Source organism: Mucilaginibacter sp. 320_HR, assembly GCF_059691875.1.
The window spans coordinates 863,726-884,818 of record NZ_JCAWAI010000002.1 but is presented as its reverse complement, the minus strand read 5'-3'; the positions used below and the strand labels follow the sequence as shown (position 1 = coordinate 884,818).

Genomic DNA, 21,093 nt, shown 5'->3' with positions numbered 1-21,093 from the left:
TATTATGATACGTAACTATTTCAAAACAGCATGGCGCAACATTCTTAGTAATAAGTTCTACGCCGCAATTAATGTTACCGGCCTGACTGTAGGGTTGGTAGTCGGCTTGTTTATGCTGCTGTGGGTGCAGGATGAGCTGAGCTTTGACAGGTTCAATAAGCGGTCTGATAACATTTACAAAGTAGCTATTGAAGCCGGTACAGGCCTAAGCAAACAGATTTTCAATAACATTATAGCGCCGGTAGCACCATTTGCTAAAAACGAGATACCTGAGGTAAAGGACGCCATGCGCATTAATACGTTTGGTGGGGCTCCCCTAAGCTACAAGGACAAGGTTTTTGTTGAAGACAATGCATGTTTTACTGATCCATCATATTTCAGTATGCTGGATTTTCCGTTGCTTCAAGGAAATAAAAATAATCCATTTCCGGATATCAACTCAGTGGTGATCTCCCAGAAAACGGCCCGTAAACTTTTTGGTAATGAGGAAGCGGTAGGGAAGACGATAACGGCCGGTAAAGATGAACTTGTAAAAGTTACCGGTGTTATCCCCGATTATCCTGAAAACTCCAGCTTTAAGTTTGATGTGTTATTACCTATGGCCAGGTATAATTACTTCGCCTACATTAAGAACAGCACCAGTTACGATGGAAAAACCCGCGTTGCCAGCATGGATGCAGACTGGAGCCAGTTTGCTTTTCAAACTTACGTGCTCGTGAAACCGAATACCAATATTGAGGTATTGAAAAAGAAGCTGCAGGCAGTACATGAACGCCAAAAGCCGGAAGATGCGCCGGTGCCATACCTGGCACAGCAGCTGCCCGCCATGCACCTGTATAAAGCCGACGGAAGCGATGCAGGTTTTTCTACCGTACGCACGTTTGCTATTGTAGCTTTAATGATACTGGTTATCGCTTGTATCAACTACGTGAACCTGTCAACAGCACGCTCTATGCTGCGTGCTAAGGAAGTAAGCATGCGTAAGATCATCGGCGCAAATAAGTTTCAGTTGTTCATGCAGTTCATGGCCGAAACAGCTTTGCTGTTTGTTATAGCTGCGGTATTTGCTTTTGTGCTGATGTTTTTACTGCTGCCGCAATTCAATAGCTTCAGCGGCAAGCAAATTACTTTTAGTTTGTCAAACTATAATGTTTGGCTGTGTATCGCGGCCACGCTGGCGGGTACACTGGCGGCTTCCAGTATATATCCCGCCTTGCTACTGTCGTCATTTGAGCCGCTAAAGGCGCTTAAGGGCAAAATTTCGGCAAGTATCGGTAATGTAGCTTTTCGCCGCGTGCTGGTGGTGGTACAGTTTTCTGTATCGGTAGTACTAATTATCGGCACAATCATTATTGGGCGTCAGCTAAATTTTATGCTGAATAAAGATCTTGGCTACAACCGCGAAAACACGCTTACCTTCAATATGAATGATGACATGCACAGTAACTTTAACAGCATCAAAAATGAGTTGCTTAAAGATGCAAGCATAACCGCGGTAACCCGCGCAAGCCGCAGCGTACTCACCGGAGGCCCCTCTACAGGAGATAACGACTGGGACGGTAAACCAAAAGGTGACAACCTTTGGTTTAACCAGTTACATGCAGATGAGAACTTTATTAAATTCTTTAACCTTAAAATAAAAGAGGGCGCTGGCTTCACAGGCACCGTAGCAGATTCATCTCATTTCCTGGTAAACGAAACCGCAGTTAAAGAAATGGGCTTACACGAGCCTGTAGTTGGCAAGCGCCTCCGTATACAAACAGTTAACGGAACCATAATTGGTGTTGTAAAAGATTTTCACTTCGCCAGCCTGCACCAAACTATTGAGCCAATGGTTTTTCAATACAAGCCCGAAAGCTGCTGGAGAATTTATATTAAAACCACCAATAAAAATGCGCAACGCGCCGTGCAGGCCGCACAAAAACAGTGGACTACTTACCACAGCAACGGTATACCTTTTAACTACGCATTTCTTGATGATAGTGTAAAAAAACTATATAGCGATGATGAGCGGCAGAGCGAACTCTTCAACATATTTTCTGCTATAGCTATTGTTATCTCCTGCCTCGGCTTATTTGGTTTAGCTACTTACTCGGCGCAGGTTAAAACCCGCGAGATTGGTATACGTAAAGTTCTGGGTGCAAGCATCAGCCGGATTATAGCCTTGCTGGCCACTGAGTTTATGGTACTTATCACTATCGCCATACTTATTGCTGTTCCAATAGCATGGTATGCCATGAATCACTGGCTGCAAGACTTTGCTTATAAGGTAAACATTGGCTGGAGCGCTTTCCTGATAGCCGGCCTTGGAGCAACAGCAATTGCTTTAACAACAATTAGCATACAATCGGTAAAAGCTGCATTGGCAAACCCGGTGAAGAGTTTAAAGGAAGAGTAACCTGATTTAAACGTTCTACGTCACAAATAAAAAAACCAACCATCATAAATCGCAATTAACCATGATTAAAAACTACTTTAAAATAGCCTGGAGGAACCTCATCAGGAATAAAGGTTTCTCGGCCACCAACATTCTGGGCTTAACCATTGGTATGGTGTGCACCATCTTCATCTTCTTATGGGTAAAGGATGAACTTTCGTTTGACAAGGCGAACGAGAACTACAACAACATTCACCAGGTAATGGCCACACGGGATTTCAAAAACAATGTTTTTACAGATCCTAACATGGTGTTTCCGCTGGCTAAAGCGCTGGAGAACGGTAATCCGCAGATCTTAAAAACAGTGGTAACCTCACACCAGGAATCACACCTGGCGCAATACAACAACACCAAGCTTAAAAAAGATTTATACCAGGTAAGCGACCAGTTTTTTAATGTATTTACTTACAAGTTTATTAAAGGCAACAAGGCGACTGCATTAAGCGACCCTAAAGCAATGGTGATAACCGAAGCTGCGGCAAAAGCATTTTTTGGCAGCGATGATCCTATAGGTAAGGTGATTAAACTGGATAATCAGGAAAATCACACAGTAGTTGCTGTTGTAGCAGATATGCCCACAAACTCCACTTTCAAGTTTGATTTCATACTACCTTATGATTTTTCATCAAAACAGGCACAAGATCAAATGAAGGAATGGACAAACTCCTCATGGAGTGTTTTTGTACAAACCACCCCGGGTGCTGACATAGCTGCGGTTGACAAATATATTAATGACGTTAAACATCAGCACGACGTACACGATCAGATTAGTACCTACTTCACATTCCCGATGAGCAAGTGGCATTTGTACAGCGAGTTTAAAGATGGCAAAAACGTAGGAGGGATGATAGAGTATGTGCGGTTATTTACTGTTATAGCTATTATTATATTGCTGATCGCTTGTGTCAACTTTATGAACCTGAGCACCGCGCGTTCAGAAAAACGTGCTAAGGAAGTTGGTATAAGGAAAACCCTTGGGTCCGACAAAAAGCAGCTTATCACGCAATTCTTTTTTGAGTCTATTATATTAGCGCTTATCGCATTTGTTTTGGCAATAGGTTTCGTGTTCCTGCTTATGCCATCGTTTAATACATTGGTTAACAAGCAGCTTCATCTAAGCTTGTTTCAACCTTACTTCCTTATCGGTGCACTTCTGATCATCCTGTTCACAGGTGTTGTTGCAGGCAGTTATCCTGCTTTGTACCTATCGTCGTTTAATCCTGTCAAAGTGTTAAAAGGAACCTTCGCTGCGGGTAAAAGCGCTGTGCTGCCACGGCGTATACTGGTTGTTGGGCAATTCGTGATGTCTATACTGCTAATTTCCGCAACCATTATCGTTTACCAGCAAATTCAGCACATTAAAGACCGTAAAATAGGATATGATCCTAATAATCTTATTACAGTACCTTCCTCGGGCGATGTGAGCAAAAACTACGCTGCCATTAAACAAGAGCTGTTAAATACAGGCATGATAAGTTCGGTAACCCGCACGTTCTCACCAATGACAGAGATCTGGTGGAAATCGCCATCACCCGATTACGATGGAAAACCGGCCGATGCCAGCATAATATTTGCCGGGATGTCTGTAGATGCGGACTTTACCAAAACAGTTGGTACTAAAGTTTTGCAGGGGCGCGACTTTAATGCAATGCCGGGTGACTCGGCTGTAATGTTACTCAATAAGGCGGCTGTAGATGCCATGCATCTGAAGAACCCTGTAGGCATGGTAATGCGTTACGGCCCAAAAAAATACACTGTTGCGGGGGTAATAGACAATATAGTAATGGCATCTCCATTCGATCCGGTCGACCCGCTAATGGTATACTATAACCCGCAAAATACAAACGTGGTTAATATACGTCTAAAGAGCACTGCTCAGCCTCAGCAAGCTGTAAAAGCTATGGAAGGTATTTTCAAAAAGTTTGATCCGCAGAGTATATTCGAGTACCAGTTTATGGACCAGGAGTTTGGCAAGAAGTTCGTAACCGAAGAACTGATTAGTCGTATCACCAACATTTTTGCAGGCCTCGCCATATTCATCTGCTGTATTGGCCTGGCCGGATTGGCATCGTTCACCATAGAAAAACGTTTCCGCGAAATTGGGGTACGTAAGGTGTTGGGCGCATCCGTTCAGCAGTTGCTGATGTTGATATCAACAGAGTTCCTGAAGCTGGTAGCAGTTGCGTTTTTAATTGCCGTGCCGCTTACCTGGTGGTTCATGAGCGATTGGCTAAACAAGTATAACTATCACATCAGCATCAGCATTTGGCTGTTTGCCGCTGTAGGTGCGCTAATACTGCTATTGACGCTTGTAGTCGTGAGCCTCAATACCATGAAGGCAGCATTAGCAAACCCGGTGAAAAGTTTAAGAAGCGAGTAAGCTCAGGTGTGACCCAGTTGTCGTAATAAGTAAACCCAGTCAATAGTACAACATGATAAAGAATTATATAAAAATTGCGTTCAGGAACATTATCAGGCAGAAAATGTACAGCGCTATTAATATCGGCGGACTAGCTATTGGTCTGGGTGTTTGCATTACCATAATGATGTATGTATCGCATGAAATGACCTACGACAGGTTCCAGAAAGATGGCGAGCGTATATTTGGTTTGCAGGCCACGCTTAATATGGGTGGTAATAAGATGAACGTAGCTTATATGAGCTATGCTACCGGCCCTGTTGCCCAACAAACTCAGCCTGGGGTGGAAAGTTACCTGCGCACGATGCTCTACTATAAGCCGCTTGTGGTAACTATGCCGCAGTTACCGCAACAAAAGATAATTGAGCAGGATTTACTGTTTGCCGATGCCGGATTTTTTGATTTCTTCTCCTACAAACTTCTTGCGGGCAGCAAAAAGGATGTGCTTATCAAGCCATTTTCTGTGGTGATCTCAAAGAATATGGCAAACAAGTATTTCGGAAAGGAGAACCCGGTAGGTAAAACCATCACCATCAAAACGGATAGCACTTACACTTACCAGGTGACAGGAGTGGCGGAGAACAGCCCCTCAAACTCCTCTATTAAGTACAACTTTATTGTATCTAATCAAACGCTGCCTATAATCAAAGAAGGCAAAAATGCGGTTCAGGGTTCGGCAGTTGGACCAGGATCTCACGGTGTATATTTAAAACTGAAAAACATTAGTGATACTGCCGGTGTAAAAAGAGGCCTTGAAACACTTGCCAAAAATAACAAGGTTTTTGAAGGCTTAACCTTTAGTTTAACTGCACTGCCGAACATGCACCTTAAAAGTAATTTCGGAGACTCATCAAATACTAAATACCTAAAAATATTCCCGCTGGTAGCTGTGCTGATTTTGTTGCTTGCACTGGTAAATTACATGAGTTTATCTACAGCACGTTCTACACTGCGCGCTAAAGAAGTTGGGGTACGCAAGGTATCCGGAGCCGGCAGAAAAACCATTGCGATACAATTTTATATAGAATCGGCAATATTTACGCTTATAGCATTCATAATGGGTTATGTGCTCTGCTATGCCCTAAGGCCCTGGTTCACCAATGTTTTGCAACTACAGATAGATAGCAGTTTCCTGTACAGCCCCCTTGTGCTTTCGTTACTAGCAGCTTTGTTTGTAGTTACTGTTGTAATAGCGGGTGGATACCCTTCGCTTGTGCTTTCTGCCTTTAAACCGGCTGATACATTAAAAGGAAAAATGAGCCTGAAAACCGGCGGTGCAACCGTTCGCAAGGTGTTTACTGCTTTTCAGTTTGCTATTTCAGTAGGTTTAATTGTATGTGGAATAATAATCGACCGGCAGCTTTACTTTTTCAGGCATACTGATACTGGTGTAAACCGCGAGAATGTACTGATGATTCCGGTAACTAATAGTTTTGGCAGCAATTACCCCGCATTTAAACGCGATGTGCAATCATTAGCTGGAATTGCAAATACTGCAACATCTCACTACGCTATGTTTAAAGGGTATGATATGCTTTTTATAAGTGGAAAGACTAAGGAGGAGAATGTAGCACTAGCAAATTTAACAGTCGACGAGAATTACGTAAATACCCTCAACCTTAAATGGAAGATACCGCCTATATCACCAACTGCGCTTACGGGAAAAAACAAGGTGGTAATAAATGAACGAGCAATTAATGAGCTGCATTTAAAGGCTAACCCTGTTGGTAGCTTTATTGAGTCGGGCGATGAAAGGTTTGAGGTCACCGGCGTACTGAAGAACTTCAACTTCAGTTCCATGCAATCTGCTATTCAACCTTTGGGGTTATTTATAGCACCTGATACCACAAAAGTTTGGGCAAAGGTAAGGTGTGAGTTGTTTGCAAAAGTTAAACCCAATACCAATTTACCCACACTTTTAGAACGTCTGCAGTCCATCTATAAAAAATATGACAGCGAAACCCCGTTTAGCTACACTTTCATGGACGATGCCTTTAACGAGCAATACAAGGCAGAAGACAGGCTGGCATCTATATTCAGCATTTTTACCTACATAACTGTTGCACTTGCAGCAATGGGCTTGTTTGGTCTTACGGCGTTCACCATACAGCAGCGTAGCAAAGAGATCAGCATACGTAAGGTGCTCGGTGCAAGTGTAAGTACTATTACATCGCTGCTTTCAGCAGACCTGGTAAAGCTTGTTACCCTATCGGTAGTTTTAGCTTCACCTGTCGCCTGGTGGGCCATGCATAGCTGGCTACAAAACTTTGCTTACAGAATAGACATCTCCTGGTGGATGTTTGTTGCCGCGGGAACGATTGCAGTTATTACTGCTGTGGCAACTATTAGTTATCACGCTATCAAAGCCGCCATCGCAAACCCGGTTAAAAGTTTACGGAGCGAGTAGGGTCTCATTAGCTTTTTTAGAAGATTGTTTAGTGATTCAATAAACTTCATAATAAGTGTCCGAATGATAAAAAACTATTTTAAAATAGCGTGGCGCAATATGCGCAGCCACAAAGCAACAACCATTATTAACATTGGCGGGTTGGCAGTGGGCATGGCTGCTGCAGTGCTCATATTTATATGGGTGCAAAATGAGTTTAACTTTGACAAAGAGCAGCCCGACCAAGCAAATATCTTTCGCATAAAAAGCTATCTGGCGGTTGATAAAAAAACCACCTGGGTATGGGAGCACACACCTTATGTGCTTGGTGAACACGCAAAAAAGGATGTGCCGGAGATTGTTGCGCTTGCTCGTATGGCACCTAACATTTGGCGGCCAATTTACTTTAACGTAAACGGCGAATTTTTTCCCGAAAAAACAACCGCTTACGTTGACGGCGACTGGTTCAAGGTGTTTGACTATAAATTTGTGAGCGGAAATGCAAATGCTTTCAACGCCAACCCCTACAGCATCATTCTTACAGAAAGCAAGGCCAGAAAATACTTCAACACAACGAACGCTGTTGGTAAAGTGATTAAGGTAGACACCCTTAATTATCAGGTACAAGGCGTTATAAAGGATATACCCGCAAGCAGCAGCTTTACGTTTGACATACTGATGCCCGTTGCTGCAAAACAAGCCAACAAACGAGAAAAGGATAATGACTTGAAGTGGGGAAACTTCAACTATTTAACGTTTGTTAAACTGAATCCGGGTGCTAACCTTAAGGCAGTATCTAAGAAGATAAAGGCCATCATCCGTAAGAACAGAGATAAAGACGATCTGCAGATAGGGCTTACCAACCTTGCCGCACTACACTTCGAAAATGACCTGCAAAGTTCCTCTCTAACACATGGCAACGAGCGTGTCACTTACATATTTGTGGCGTTGGGAATTTTGCTGCTGCTTATTGCCTGCATAAACTATGTTAACCTTACCACCGCACGCGCCAGCCTGCGCGCTAAAGAGGTAAGCGTAAAGAAAATAGTAGGAGCAGGGCGCAGCCAGTTATTTGCTCAGTTTATTGCTGAATCGGGATTGATCAGCTTGTTTTCGCTTATACTAACGGTTTTTATCATCTGGGTAAGTTTGCCGGCATTTAACAATTTCACCGGCCGTAACTTCGTCCTGTCTATAGGATCATTTTACGTCTGGTCTATACTGTTTGGCACTTTGCTGATTGCTGTTGTCCTGAACAGCATTTACCCCGCCGTACTGCTATCTTCCTTTAAGCCGATGAATATTTTTAGAGGCAGCAGTGTGTTGTTCGTAAAGGATAGCTCATTAAGAAAAGGCCTGGTGGTGGTTCAGTTCACCTTCTCTATATTCTTGATCATTGGTGTTATCACCATCTACAGGCAGCTTAACTTTATAAACTCACAAGACCCAGGTTACAAGCGCGATCAGGTGCTTACATTCAGCATGCCTATCAAAGTTTACTATAAGTATAAAGACAAGGAACGTGATGCGCTGGCCGCCAGCATCAAACAGTCGCTGCTAACCAGGCCCGCAATAAGCGCGGTGTCACTTCTTGGTGCCCGTTCTATACAGGATAACCAAAACCAATCATCAGGCGGTGCTGACTGGGATGGTCGCGAAAAAGATTTTGATCCCGCCCTGGCTTACTTTAACATCGACCCGGATTACGCAAAAATAGTTAAAGTTAAGCTGGTGCAGGGAAGATGGTTCAGGAAAGACGATCCGTCTGATAAGCACAATTCTATACTGAACGAGACGGCAGCTAAAGAACTCGGATTGCACAAGCCCTATATTGGACAGCGCTTTATATCGCAGGATGATACGGGTAAGGTGATAGGCATAGTTAAAGACTTCAACTTCCGGAGCATGCACGATAAGATTGGGCCTGCCATTTTCAAAAATCGCTCTGATTACGCGAGCACCTTCCTGGTGGGTGTATCGCCTGGCCGTCAAAACGACATTGCTGCGCAGCTTAAAATAGTTTGGAACCAATATTTTCCCGGAGAGCCGCTTGAATACACCTTTCTGGATCAGGAGTTTGATAAGTTATACCATGACGATGCAAAAACATCCGGCTTAATGACGGTATTTGCCATTGTAGCGATCATTATCTCCTCACTTGGGCTATTTGGTCTTGCAGCATTTACTGCCGAGCAGAGAGGGAAAGAGATCGGCATCCGCAAGGTGCTGGGTGCATCTGTGTCGGGCATAGTTACACTGCTGTCACGCGACTTTATTTTGCTGGTGCTTGTTGCACTGGTAATTGCAGCACCGCTAGGCGGATGGCTCATGGGTAAGTGGCTGGAAAACTTTGCTTACCGCATCAGCATACAATGGTGGATGTATCTTGGAGCCGGCGTAATAGCCGTGATGATAGCATTTGTTACCATCAGCTTCCAGGCAGTTAAGGCTGCCATGATAAACCCGGTAAAGAGTTTACGAAGCGAGTAGGAGTAGTAGTCAGATAATCACTTGATATTTGTTGAGGTTATCTGCCGCTCACTAGATGTATCGCAACCGAACACCCCGCTGTAACACAGGCGTACAGCGGGTGTTTTGTTCTAATAGATAACTTGCTAGTAAACAGCATTTTATATGTTTGGTATGTAATTTAGACAGTAAGTACTAAATTACACTACCATGTTGAGAAACTACTTCAAAATAGCCTGGAGGAATGTCCGGAAACACAGGGCATTCTCTTTCATAAATATATTTGGCCTTGCTGTAGGTATGGCCGCTTTCTGGCTGATAACCCTATACGTAACTAATGAGTTAAGTTATGACCGCTACAACACCAAGGCAGACCGCATCTATCGTGTGGTACAGCACGGTAAATGGAACGGTGGACAGTTTGATCTGGTAATCACCGCACCCCCATATGCCGATGCATTAAAGAACGACTTTGCCAATGTAGAAGAGGCTGTTCGTATTGATGCTGAGGGCGGCGGAAAGATAACGTTTGGCAGCAAACAGGTAAACGAAGGCAGCATGTTGTTTACTGACCCGGGCTTCTTCAAGGTATTTACACATCAATTCCTTTATGGCGATCCGAAGAATGCTTTAAGCAAACCTCAAAGCATTGTGCTGACCAAAACCTTGGCGGAAGCTGTATTTGGGACAGCTGCAAATGCGATCGATCAAAATATCGCTATAGATGGCACTGCTACTGCAGTTACAGGCGTGATTGCTGACGTACCCGAAAATACGCACTTTTCGTTTAAAGCACTGCGGTCAATGCCGGCCGACTTTACTGGTCCGTGGAGTAATTCATTCCTATACACGTACGTATTGCTGAAACATGCCGGCGACAACAAAGCTATTGAAGCATCTTCGGTCAAATTCTATAATAAATACCTCAAAAAAGATTTCAGCAATGTGGCATTCAGTATGGAGTTACAACCTGTAACATCTATACACCTGCACTCTAATTTGGGTTACGAGTTGGGGGCCAATGGTAATATTACCTACATCTATGTATTTGGTATTACAGCTTTACTCATTCTGGTAATTGCGGTTATCAACTACGTAAACCTGGCAACAGCCCGCTCGTCTATCAGGCTCAAGGAAATAGGGGTACGCCGCGTAATCGGTAGTGACAGGGCTCAGCTAATGATCATGTTCTTCGCTGAATCTGTACTGCTTGCTTTTATAGCCATGTTAATGGCTGCCGTAATTATACAATTTGCTTTGCCATACTTTAATCAGCTATCGGGCAAGTCACTGGTGTTGCTGCAATTCGGTAAGGTGACAACTGTTTTGCTTTTTGCAGCATTTGGCCTGGTGGTGGGCTTGCTTAGCGGTGCTTACCCGGCGTTCTTCCTCTCGGGATTTGGTACAATCAGCACTATGAAAGGCCAACTCGGCAATCAGCTTTCTACCATATTGTTTCGCAAGTCGCTTGTGGTGTTCCAGTTTGTGGTTACCGTTGTCATGATAGTTGGTTCGTGCATCATTTACCAGCAGTTGCGTTACGCCATGACCCGCGACCTGGGCTTTAATAAAGAACAAACTTTAACGTTCCATTTAAGCCAATCTGCACGCACGAAGATTGAGGCTTTAAAACAGCAGTTGCTGCAGAACAGGAATATTGAAGCAGTTGGAGCCGCAGGTAATCCCATCGGTAATAATAATATGGGCAGCAGAGGTTTCAATACCGCTCCTGATGGTTCCGAAACACAGGATGGCATTTTGGTGCAGTCGTTAATGGTGGATGAAGACCTGTTGCCTACACTGGAAGTAAAGATGAACAAGGGTCGTAATTTTTCTAAGCAGATAACCAACGACGTAAACGACGCGCTCGTAATAAACCAAACCCTGGTAGATAAAATGGGGTGGAAGGATGCTGTTGGCCGTCGCGTTTACATAGGTAAAAACGATAATGGCGAACCTATAAGGCGCACTATTATAGGTGTGGTGAAAGATTTCAATACCTATTCGCTGCAGCATAAGATCATGCCTATGATCATGACCATGCCTTCAGACGTTAACGATAAGGATAACCTGTATGTGCGTGTTGGCAAGAACAACGTAAAGGCCTCGCTCGATTTTATTGCCCGCACTTACCGAAATTTCGATGTAGAAGACAAACCGGAGTTCCATTTTCTTGATCAGAACTTCGCTGCACAATATCAAACTGAGGAAAAGCAAGGCTCTATATTGCTGATATTCACCATACTTGCAATCAGCATAGCTTGCCTGGGCCTGTTTGGTCTCGTAACGTTCACAGCAGAGCAGCGGGTGAAAGAGATAGGCATTCGCAAGGTTTTAGGCGCGAGTGTTGCCAGCATTGTGCGCCTGCTATCGGCTGATCTGGTAAAGCTTGTAGTTATAGCTACGCTGATTGCTACGCCAATAGCTTGGTTTGCTATGAACAAATGGCTGCAGGATTTTGAATACCGCATAAACGTAAGCTGGTGGGTATTCCTGCTTGCAGGTGTTGTTGCAGCGCTTATTGCACTGGCAACCATCAGCATCCAATCAATTAAGGCAGCGCTGGCAAACCCTGCAAAAAGCCTGAAAAGCGAATAAAAAGAAATTGCATGGTGATGCAACTATTTAAAAAATCAGAACGTCTCATAGATATAAACTTAAACATTATGAAAAAGACCTTATTGCTGTTGTTACTTGCAACACCTGCTTTCCTGGCCTCAGCACAGGATAATAAAACCCCATTTTTAACCAAGTCGCTATCAGCTTCAGCTGTAAAGGATGTATTTGTACGCACAAGCGGCGGCAGCATCACGGTTAGCGGTGCTACAGGGCAAGAACCCCGGATAGAAGTTTATATTAATGGCAACAACGGCAACAACGACCTGAGTAAAGACGAAATACAAAAACGCCTTGAGGAAAACTACACATTAGATATTGATGTGCACGACGGAGAATTGCATGCAACCGCCAGAAACAAGCGCAACAATATAGACTGGCGTAAATCATTAAGCATTGGCTTTCGCATATACGTTAATAAACAGTCGGCAACTAATTTGACCACCAGCGGCGGCAGTATCCACCTGGATAACCTTACCGGCAGTCAAAACTTTACCACCAGCGGTGGCAGCCTGCATGTAGATAATGTGATTGGTGCTATAAAAGGTACTACCAGCGGTGGCAGTATTCACGTGAGCAACTCTAAGCAAGATATTGAATTGGTAACCAGCGGCGGAAGCATCAGCGCGAGTAACTGCGATGGCAGGATAAGGCTGGTAACCAGCGGTGGCTCGTTGAAGCTAAACGACCTGAAAGGTACCATAAACGCAAGCACAAGCGGCGGCAGCATAAGCGCCAGCGACATTGATGGCGAACTGGTTACCGGCACCAGCGGTGGCAGTGTCAACATCAACAACATGTCCGGCAGTTTAGATGCCTCTACCAGCGCGGGCAGCATACATGCTTCCATGGTAAAAGTGGGCAAATACGTGAAGATAGATGCCAGTTCAGGCCATGTAGACCTGCGTTTGCCATCTTCGCAAGGTGTTGACCTTGACGTGCGCGGCGACCGTGTAAGCTACAATGGCAGCGGTTTCCAGGGAGAAAAAGATAAAGAACGCGTAGTAGGTAAGGTTAACGGTGGCGGCTCACCTGTAGAGGTGCGCGGTAACGGCAGCGTTAGCGTATCGCAGTAAAGCATTCAAATATTTTCACGCGGAGTAAGCTAAAGCGCAAAGCATTATGACAGGTATTTTGCGCCCCGATTCGGCTTCGCGTGAGAATATTACAACCGTACGGTTATCGCCGTTCGGTTTTTGGCATAAACATCAACCCTCATCAATATGTTAAAAAATTACCTCAAGATTTCGTGGCGAAGCATTGTTAAGCACAAAGGTTTTTCACTGTTAAACGCGGGCGGGCTTGCGCTTGGTATTGCCAGCTGTTTGCTGCTCACCCTTTATGTAACTTATCATCTTAACTATGATAAGCAGTTTGACAACCTGGACAACATTTACATAGTTGAGAACAACCAGCCGGGCGATGGTAAAATATACACCTTTGCTTCAACGCCAGGTGAGCTTTCTGCTGCAATAAAGTCTGAGGTGCCCGATGCTGTACGTTCTGTAAGGACAATAACCTACACTGCCGAAGGATTGCTTACTTACAAAGACAACAGCTTTAAAAAGAAAGGCATGTTTGCTGATAACGGCTTCTTTAACATATTTTCTTACCACTTTATTGAGGGTAATGCAGGTGAGGCGCTTAAGCTCCCCAACTCTATAATAGTTACACAATCGTTGGCCAAAACGCTGTTTGGCAACGAGGACCCGATGAACAAGGTGGTAAAACGCAACGGACAACTGCCGCTTAAAGTTACCGGCGTTATAGAAGATGTACCCGCAAACGCATCTTTTCAATTTGAGTTTGTTTTGCCATGGGCGATGTTTGAAGACGCGAACGCCTGGGCAAAAAACTCGGGTTGGGGCAGCAACTTTGCCCGTACCATTGTGCAATTAAAAGATGGTGTTGCACCTGATCGCGCTAACCGCGTAATGGCAGGCATGGTGGGCCGTCATAATAATGGCAATAAAAATCAGCTGTTCCTGTATCCGTTCTCTAAAATGCACTTGTATTCAAAATTTGAAGATGGCAAGGTAGTTGGCGGCATGATAGAGAACATCCACCTGTTTATTACCCTGGCCATTTGCATACTGCTGGTTGCCTGTGTTAATTTCATGAACTTGTCTACCGCGCGTTCTGAAGAACGTGCTAAAGAAGTAGGCATCCGTAAGGCAATCGGTTCAGGCAGGGGCTCACTCATCAGCCAGTTCATTACCGAGTCCGTCATACTATCATTTATATCAACAGTTGGGGCGCTTATTATCGTGCTCGCTTGTTTGCCGTTCTTTAACGATGTTTTGGGGATAAAGCTTCAGTTACCTTACGGGCAGCCGCTTGCCTGGGTTGTGCTGTTAGGCATAGGGCTTATTACAGGGCTTTTAGCCGGCAGTTACCCTGCCTTTTATCTTTCCTCTTTTGAGCCAATAAAAGTATTAAAGGGCATGTTTAAAGGTGGCAGTGCGGCACTGCCATTGCGTAAAGTTTTAGTGGTGGTACAGTTTGGCTTTGCCGTGTTCCTGATAACAGCTACCATAGTTATTTATACGCAATTAAAGTATGTGCAGAACAAACCCACAGGTTTTGATAAGAACAACCTGATAGAAATACCTATCGAGGGCGACCTGAAGAAGAATGCAGGGGTTTTTATTACACAGTTGAGAAATTCCGGAGCAATAACGGCAGGTACAGTTTTTTCAGCCGGTATCACCGAATCAGGAAATAATACTTGGGGAATAAGCTGGCCGGGCAAACGCGACGACCAAACCATTTTGTTTGATGTGTTTGCAGCCGGGAACGATTTTACAAAAACAGCCGGGGTAAAGTTGCTGCAGGGTAGGGAGTTTTCTGAAGGAAACCCGCTGGATACTGCACGTAAAACAGTGCTTATTAACGAAAGCGCCGTTGCTGTAATGAATATAAAAAATCCTGTAGGGACTATCATCAAATGGGGAGATAGCCCAATGACGGTAGTTGGGGTATATAAAGACTTTGTATGGGGTTCGCCTTATGACAAACGCCGCCCGATGATCACCCAGTACTCGGGAGACAATGGCAACTTTATAAACCTGCGATTGAACCCGACCCGCAGCATTACTGCTAATATAGAAGCGGTTACAAAAGGACTTAAAGCCGTGAACCCTAATTATCCTGCTGATATCCGCTTTGTTGATGCAGATTTTGAAAAGAAATTTGCAGATGAGAATTTGTTGGCTACGCTGGCCAATCTGTTTGGCGGCTTGGCTATTGTTATCTCCTGCCTTGGCCTTTTCGGCCTGGCTGCTTACGCCGCAGAACAGCGCGTAAAAGAAATAGGAGTGAGGAAAGTTCTTGGTGCGTCGGTATTCAATCTAACAACATTGCTGTCTAAAGATTTCATGATACTGGTTGCGATAGCTATAGTATTGGCGGGCCCTGTATCGGTATGGGCAATGCACGGCTGGCTGCAAAAATTTGAATACCGCATAACCCTTAGCTGGTGGATGGTGGCTTTATCCGGCATTATCACGGTGTTTATTGCTATAAGTACCGTAAGTTTCCAGGCGGTGAAGGCCGCGCTTGCTAACCCGGTGAAGAGCTTACGATCAGAGTAGCTCTTCTTCCGTAAGGAAAATAAGTTTTCAAGTTCATGTCAACAGGGGTCCCGTGCAGTTTTGTGCGGGACTTTTTTGTACGTGGACCTAAAGCTGTTTCAACCCGCAAACATGGGCATGCGACAACCCCTTCGTACTGTATCATAACCGTACATAGGCTGTTACACTTGCGAACACTACAAGGTGATTTATTTATCATAATATATTATAAATCAGACTATTGTGATTTTGGTATTGCTTTTACATGTTGAAGGGAGACCCTATACTACCATGATAAAAAATTATATAGTTATTGCCTGGAGAAGCCTGACCAAAAACAAGGTTTTCTCTTTTATAAATACTTTCGGCCTTGCGGTAGGATTGGCCTGCTGCATGCTTATTGCCGGTTACCTTTACCAAGAGCTTACTTACGATACGTACTCGCCCAATTCCAAACAGCTCTACCGCGTAAACCTCACAACCCTGTCTAACGGCGGTTCAGACGAATACCCCTTAGTTGATATTGCTGTAGGCGAGGGGATGAAAAATGCTTTTAGCGACGTTAAAGATTTTACCCGTATGTCTGGCTTGCCTTCCATATTTGTAGAATATAACAACAAGCAATTTAAAGAGGGCGGTTTAATTATGGCCGATGCAAACTTTACCGAATTGTTTGGTCTGCCATTAATAGAGGGCGATAGCAAACGCGCCCTTGCCGAGCCAAACAGCATTGTGCTGACAAAGGAAATGGCTAAAAAGTATTTTGGTGATGAATCGGCATTAGGCAAAACCCTGCTCGTTAGTAAAAAACCAACCAAGGTAACCGGTATCATTAACAAAGTTCCGGATAATACACACTTCCACGCAGATGCAATTATTAGTAGCATCACCTACACCGCAGGGCGGCGGCAAACCTGGAGCAATATTGGTTATTACACCTACCTTTTGTTGCGCCCCGGCACCAACGTTAAATCTCTGGAAGCAAAATTTCCACAACTGGTAGCTAAATACGTAGTACCCGAAACACAGCATGACATGGGCGTAAGCCTTGCGGAAGCACAGAAGGCGGTGAATACATTTCTGTTCAGCCTGCAGCCGGTTACTGATATCCACCTGCATTCGCACACCAAATTCGAACGTGAGGGCAACGGCGACATCGCATACGTTTACATATTTGGTGCGTTGGCGGCGTTTATACTTGTACTGGCTGGCATAAACTTTACCAATCTGTCTACGGCGGCGTCTTCAAGACGGGGTAAAGAGGTCGGCATCCGTAAAGTGCTGGGGTCGTTAAAGGGTAACCTTATTTCTCAATTTCTTACCGAAAGTGTACTGCTCACCTTACTGGCAATGGCCATTGGCTTAGGCTTGGTGTATATGTTGCTGCCCTACTTTAACGAGGTATCCGGCAAAAACATTGGCATGTTGTTTTACCTCAACTACAAAGCCATAGCTGTAGAACTTGTGATTGCACTTATAGTTGGTGTAGCTGCAGGTATTTATCCGGCTTTTTTCCTTTCATCTTTCCAGGTACTGACGGTGCTCAAAGGTGCTACAATCAAAAGCAGCAAAAGTATGCTCCGCAGCGGTTTGATTGTGGTACAGTTCTTCATATCTACGGCGTTCATTATTGCAACTATAGTGGTATACCAGCAATTAAGTTTTATGCAGAACCAAAAGCTTGGCTACGACAAAGAACAGGTGCTGGTAATTAACGATACCTATACGCTGAGCAACAATCTTGTTCCGTTTAAAGATCAGTTAATGCGAGACAAACGGGTGGTAAAAGCTACCATCAGCAGCGATGTGCCTATCCGCACTTCAGATGGTACTCAGATCTATTTAAAGCCTACAACAGCCGGGCAGGAACACTCGGAGGTACATGCCAATATTTATCATATCGACGAAGATTACCTGCCAACTATGGGCATCAAGATGGCTAAAGGACGCAACTTTATGCCTGCGTCAAAATCCGATTCATCAGCTGTAATTGTTAACGAGGCTGCCATAAAAGAACTTGGCCTGGCCAACACCGACCCAATCGGGCGTACAATAGTGCGTTCTGGTCAGCGTGAGTTTAACATCATAGGTGTAATGAAAGATTTCCATTACTCATCTGCCAAAGAGAAAATAGCGCCATTGATGATGCTTTACGGCCATAGCAATGGTACCATTATGGTTAAAGTAAAAACCGCCGACCTGAAAGGCCTAATAGCCTACCTAAAAGGACAATGGGACAGCTACCATGCGGACGGCCCCTTCAGCTACAGCTTTCTTGATGACCAGTTCGCTTCACTTTACAGTTCCGAAGAACGTACAGGTAAAATATTCACCTCGTTTGCAGTGTTGGCTGTAATTATTGCGAGCCTTGGCTTATTCGGGCTGTCTGCATTCAGTATACGCCAGCGGGTGAAGGAAATAGGTATTCGAAAGGTGCTGGGTGCGTCATCAGGCTCTATAACAGGAATGCTGTCTGCGCAATTTTTAAAGCTGGTTGCAATAGCCATTGTAATCTCTGTACCGGTAACGTGGTATGCCATGAGCAAGTGGCTGCAAGAGTTTGCGTACAGGGTGGAAATCTCCTGGTGGGTGTTTGCGCTTGCAGGAGCAATAGCGCTTATGGTTGCGTTTATCACGGTAAGCTTCCAGTCGGTTAAGGCGGCGTTGGCTAATCCGGTAAAGAGTTTAAGAAGCGAGTAATGCCAAACCTAAATAACATAAATATTTATCACAATTCAGTTTTATAGGCAATGTTTAAAAACTATTTAAAAAGTGCTTTACGAAGCCTTACAAAAAATAAAGGATTTACCGCAATTAACATTTTGGGCCTTGCGCTTGGCCTCTGTGTATGTATGCTCATCGTGTTTTACGTGGTAGATGAACTCGGTTACGATAGCTACAACACCAATGCAAATCGCATTTACCGGGTGAACAATGATATAAAGTTTGGCGGTTCGGTAAATAACTACGCCGTATCTCCCGCGCCCCTGGCAGAGGCATTCAGGCATGACCTTCCCGAGGTTGAGGACATTGCACGCTTTAGGGACCGCGGTGGATATAAAGTTCGTAAAGGCGATCACAACATCCAGGAGGCGCATTTTGTGTTTGCGGACCCTTCCATCTTTAATGTATTTACGCTACCTGCATTATACGGCAATCCCGTAAAAGCGCTTGCTGAGCCTAAGAACGCTGTAATAACTGAGAGTATGGCGGTTAAATACTTTGCAACCGCGAATGCTGTAGGCAAAACGCTTACCCTTAATGATACCCTGCTGTACAAAGTAAGCGCTGTGATTAAAGATGTGCCCAGGCGATCGCACTTTAACTATGATTTCTTTTTGGCCATGAGCGGCCTGGACGAGAGTAAAAATGGTGCATGGCTTAGCAACAACTTCAACACTTATGTGCTGGTAAAACAAGGCACCGATGTAAACCGCATGGCTGCCAAGTTTCCGTCCATGGTACGTAAATACGTGGGTGGGCAGCTACAAGCGGCTGTGCACATGGATTATGATAAATTCGAGGCTAATGGCGACTACTTCCATCTCCAGCTGATGCCGTTAAAAAAAATCCACTTGTACTCCAGCGACATTGCCGAACTATCGGCAAATGGCAACATACAATACGTGTACATATTTTCTGCAGTTGCAATATTCATCTTGCTTATCGCATGTGTAAACTTCATGAACCTTTCTACAGCACGTTCGGCAAACCGGGCGCGTGAGGTTGGTGTGCGCAAGGTGCTGGGGTCATCCCGCAAGCAATTGATATCGCAGTTTTTGTCGGAGTCTGTAATTGTAACATTTTTTGCGACATTAATTGCACTGGCGGGGGCTTGGGCTTTACTGCCGCTGTTCAACCAAATGGCGGATAAACAACTGCTAATAGATACAAATACCGTGATATGGCTGCTGCCATCCTTACTGGTTGTGGTGCTGGTAATTGGCTGCTTGGCCGGTTCTTACCCGGCGTTCTTCCTTTCCGCTTTTCAGCCTGTGCAGGTGCTTAAGGGTAAATTGTCATCAGGTTTTAAAGGTGGGTTCCTGCGCAGCTTTCTGGTGGTTTTCCAGTTTTCAATTTCCGTTTTCCTCATTATCGGTACGCTGGTAATTTATCATCAACTAAAGTATATCCAAAGTAAAGACCTCGGCTTTAACCGCGACCAGGTACTGGTAGTTCATGATACGGATATTCTTGGCAACAACAGTAAAGTTTTTAAACAGGAAGTAAGGACGTTACCCGGTGTAATAAGTTCTACCATGACAGGCTTTATACCGACGAACAGCTGGCGAAACAGTACAACGTTTTTCAAGGATGCATCTTTAAACATGAAGGAGGCAGTTACCTCACAGGTATGGGATATTGACGAAGATTACATACCAACCATGGGGATGAAAATAATTTACGGCCGTAATTTCTCTAAAGAGATGAAGACCGACACTGCGGCAGTGATCATTAACGAAGCTGCGGCGAGATTACTTGGCTGGCGTGATGCATCCAACAAAGAAATTGTAGGTGTTCAGGACAATATGGGTAAAGTACTAAAGCGCTATACTATTGTGGGTGTGGTTAAAGATTTTAATTTCAATTCGCTGCGCGAGAACATTTCGCCATTATTGTTCAAGTTAAATGAAAACCGCGGAGCCCTGGCTGTGCGTATTGGTGCTGCTGACGTAGGCAGCGTAATGAAGCAGATAAAATCTAAGTGGCAATCGGTATCGCCTAACCAGGAGTTTAGCTATTCGTTTATGGATGAAGACTTCGACCGTACTTACCGTACAGAGCAGCGCATGGGGGGCATATTCATCGCGTTTACTTCAATGGCTATCATTATCGCCTGCCTGGGGTTATTCGGTTTGGCAGCCTATGCCGCAGAGCAGCGTACTAAAGAGATAGGCATCCGCAAGGTACTGGGTGCAAGCACATCTATAATAGTGGGTATGTTATCCCGCGATTTTATTAAACTGGTAATTATTTCTATACTGGTGGCATCACCGCTTGCCTGGTTATTTATGCAACAATGGTTTTTACAGGGCTTTGCTTACCATGATAATGTAAAGTGGTGGGTGTTTGCCGTAGCCGGTGGCGGAGCAATACTAATTGCTTTTGTAACCATCAGCTTCCAATCGGTAAAAGCTGCCATCGCTAATCCGGTAAAAAGTTTAAAAACAGAGTAAAGTACGACACGGCTTTT

General features: G+C 44.4%; 9 protein-coding genes. All 9 read left to right on the top strand.

Translation table 11 applies throughout. The features are described 5' to 3' along the window. Nucleotides 1-4: 4 nt before the first annotated feature. Nucleotides 5-2,398, top strand: coding sequence for an ABC transporter permease (locus tag AC59GT_RS09535; RefSeq protein WP_497237426.1), 2,394 nt, complete (start codon nt 5-7; stop codon nt 2,396-2,398). Nucleotides 2,399-2,459: 61 nt separating this feature from the next. Beyond that, on the top strand, nt 2,460-4,817 hold the full coding sequence (locus AC59GT_RS09530) for an ABC transporter permease (protein WP_497237425.1): 2,358 nt from the start codon (nt 2,460-2,462) through the stop codon (nt 4,815-4,817). 52 nt (nt 4,818-4,869) lie between these two features. Continuing rightward, a complete protein-coding gene (locus AC59GT_RS09525; RefSeq protein WP_497237424.1) occupies nt 4,870-7,263 on the top strand; it encodes an ABC transporter permease in 2,394 nt (797 codons plus the stop codon). A gap of 63 nt (nt 7,264-7,326) precedes the next feature. Then, on the top strand, nt 7,327-9,732 hold the full coding sequence (locus AC59GT_RS09520) for an ABC transporter permease (RefSeq protein ID WP_497237423.1): 2,406 nt from the start codon (nt 7,327-7,329) through the stop codon (nt 9,730-9,732). A 189-nt stretch (nt 9,733-9,921) separates the two neighbouring features. After that, complete coding sequence (locus AC59GT_RS09515) at nt 9,922-12,309, top strand: ABC transporter permease (RefSeq protein ID WP_497237422.1); 2,388 nt, start codon at nt 9,922-9,924, stop codon at nt 12,307-12,309. A 68-nt stretch (nt 12,310-12,377) separates the two neighbouring features. Then, nucleotides 12,378-13,403, top strand: coding sequence for a DUF4097 family beta strand repeat-containing protein (locus AC59GT_RS09510; RefSeq protein WP_497237421.1), 1,026 nt, complete (start codon nt 12,378-12,380; stop codon nt 13,401-13,403). A gap of 147 nt (nt 13,404-13,550) precedes the next feature. Next, complete coding sequence (locus tag AC59GT_RS09505; protein ID WP_497237420.1) at nt 13,551-15,920, top strand: ABC transporter permease; 2,370 nt, start codon at nt 13,551-13,553, stop codon at nt 15,918-15,920. 270 nt (nt 15,921-16,190) lie between these two features. Further along, nucleotides 16,191-18,599 (top strand): ABC transporter permease, encoded by a 2,409-nt coding sequence (locus AC59GT_RS09500; protein WP_497237419.1) that lies wholly within the window; start codon nt 16,191-16,193, stop codon nt 18,597-18,599. A 50-nt stretch (nt 18,600-18,649) separates the two neighbouring features. Beyond that, nucleotides 18,650-21,076 (top strand): ABC transporter permease, encoded by a 2,427-nt coding sequence (locus AC59GT_RS09495; RefSeq protein WP_497237418.1) that lies wholly within the window; start codon nt 18,650-18,652, stop codon nt 21,074-21,076. Nucleotides 21,077-21,093 lie beyond the last annotated feature (17 nt).